This is a genomic window from Pacificoceanicola algae, assembly GCF_049341065.1.
Taxonomy (GTDB): Bacteria; Pseudomonadota; Alphaproteobacteria; order Rhodobacterales; family Rhodobacteraceae; genus Pacificoceanicola.
This window is the reverse complement of record NZ_JBMPIX010000051.1, coordinates 1-2,500: the sequence shown is the minus strand read 5'-3', so window position 1 is coordinate 2,500 and position 2,500 is coordinate 1. Positions and strand designations below refer to the sequence as shown.

The window sequence follows — 2,500 nt, the reverse complement described above, 5'->3', positions numbered from 1 at the left end:
AATCAAACTCGGAGATAGCTGGTTCTCTGCGAAATCTATTTAGGTAGAGCGTCATCCGAATACCCCGGGGGGTAGAGCACTGGATGGGTAATGGGGCCCCACAGGCTTACTGATCCTAACCAAACTCCGAATACCCGGGAGTACTAGATGGCAGACACACTGCGGATGCTAACGTCCGTAGTGGAGAGGGAAACAACCCTGACCTACAGCTAAGGCCCCCAATTCATGGCTAAGTGGGAAAGCAGGTGGGACGACCAAAACAACCAGGAGGTTGGCTTAGAAGCAGCCATCCTTTAAAGATAGCGTAACAGCTCACTGGTCTAAACAAGTTGTCCTGCGGCGAAGATGTAACGGGGCTCAAGCCATGAGCCGAAGCTTAGGATGCCGTAAGGCATGGTAGCAGAGCGTAGTGTGACATAGATCTATTCCTCCTTAGCGTCTTCGGGCGCATTGGAGGACCAGATCTTTCTGTGAAGCCGGCGCGTGAGCGATCCGGTGGAGAGATCACTAGCGAGAATGATGACATGAGTAGCGACAAAGAGTGTGAGAGACACTCTCGCCGAAAGTCCAAGGGTTCCTGCTTAAAGCTAATCTGAGCAGGGTAAGCCGACCCCTAAGGCGAGGCCGAAAGGCGTAGTCGATGGGAACCAGGTTAATATTCCTGGGCCAGATGGAAGTGACGGATCATGAAGGTTGTTCACCCTTAACGGATTGGGTGGGCCGCTGATTGGTCCCTGGAAATAGCTCCATCATGAGATCGTACCCTAAACCGACACAGGTGGACTGGTAGAGTATACCAAGGCGCTTGAGAGAACGATGTTGAAGGAACTCGGCAAAATACCTCCGTAAGTTCGCGAGAAGGAGGCCCGGTTCCTAGGCAACTAGGGGCTGGGGGCACAAACCAGGGGGTGGCGACTGTTTACTAAAAACACAGGGCTCTGCGAAGTCGCAAGACGACGTATAGGGTCTGACGCCTGCCCGGTGCCTGAAGGTTAAAAGGAGGGGTGCAAGCTCTGAATTGAAGCCCAGGTAAACGGCGGCCGTAACTATAACGGTCCTAAGGTAGCGAAATTCCTTGTCGGGTAAGTTCCGACCTGCACGAATGGCGTAACGACTTCCCCGCTGTCTCCAACATCGACTCAGCGAAATTGAATTGCCTGTCAAGATGCAGGCTACCCGCGGTTAGACGGAAAGACCCCGTGCACCTTCACTACAGCTTCGCACTGGCATCAGACACAACATGTGCAGGATAGGTGGTAGGCTTTGAATCGCAGACGCCAGTTTGCGTGGAGCCTCCCTTGAGATACCACCCTTGTTCTGTTTGATGTCTAACCGCGGTCCATTATCTGGATCCGGGACCCTGCGTGGCGGGTAGTTTGACTGGGGCGGTCGCCTCCTAAAGCGTAACGGAGGCGCGCGAAGGTTGGCTCAGAGCGGTCGGAAATCGCTCGTTGAGTGCAATGGCAGAAGCCAGCCTGACTGCAAGACTGACAAGTCGAGCAGAGACGAAAGTCGGCCATAGTGATCCGGTGGTCCCAAGTGGGAGGGCCATCGCTCAACGGATAAAAGGTACGCCGGGGATAACAGGCTGATACTGCCCAAGAGTCCATATCGACGGCAGTGTTTGGCACCTCGATGTCGGCTCATCTCATCCTGGGGCTGGAGCAGGTCCCAAGGGTATGGCTGTTCGCCATTTAAAGAGGTACGTGAGCTGGGTTTAGAACGTCGTGAGACAGTTCGGTCCCTATCTGCCGTGGGTGTAGGAGATTTGAGAAGAGTTGCCCCTAGTACGAGAGGACCGGGGTGAACGAACCACTGGTGGACCTGTTGTTGCGCCAGCAGCAGTGCAGGGTAGCTATGTTCGGACAGGATAACCGCTGAAGGCATCTAAGCGGGAAGCCCCCTTCAAAACAAGATCTCCCTGAGGGCCGTGGAAGACCACCACGTCGATAGGCCAGAGATGTAAGCGTAGTAATACGTTCAGTTGACTGGTACTAATTGCCCGATAGGCTTGATTTGATCCAGTAATAGCCAGGCTTGGCTACCTGAGATCCAATAAGCATACGCTCCATAAAGCGTACTTGCTTGGACAACACCTTCGTTGAAAAACGAAGTGATTGATTGATGTTCCGCCTGGACTGACTTGGGTGCGGGAACGCGTATTGCATCGCAATCCGCCACCTGCCGCTAAAACCATGACATCCCAACGGAATATCATGGTTTTTTCTTGGTTTGGTGGTCATAGCGAGAGCAAAACACCCGGCTCCATTCCGAACCCGGCCGTTAAGTGCCTTTGCGCCGATGGTACTGCATCTTAAGGTGTGGGAGAGTAGGTCACCGCCAAACCTAGTAAAAACCAACTTATCTCTCTTCGATGGAAAATAACTCACAAACCGAGACAGAAAACGGCGTGTGAAAATTGGCGCGGGGTGGAGCAGCCCGGTAGCTCGTCAGGCTCATAACCTGAAGGTCGTAGGTTCAAATCCTACCCCCGCAACCA

Annotated in this window: 1 tRNA gene and 2 rRNA genes (1 of these 3 cut by a window edge); all 3 read left to right on the top strand. The window is 53.5% G+C overall.

Features of this window, described 5'->3' with window-relative positions:
- Positions 1-2,019, top strand: a 23S ribosomal RNA gene (locus tag ACOYQJ_RS25940) (it extends 1,554 nt beyond the left edge of the window).
- Positions 2,020-2,231: 212 nt separating this feature from the next.
- Positions 2,232-2,346 (top strand): 5S ribosomal RNA (gene rrf / locus ACOYQJ_RS25935).
- Positions 2,347-2,423: 77 nt separating this feature from the next.
- A tRNA-Met gene (locus tag ACOYQJ_RS25930) sits at positions 2,424-2,500 on the top strand.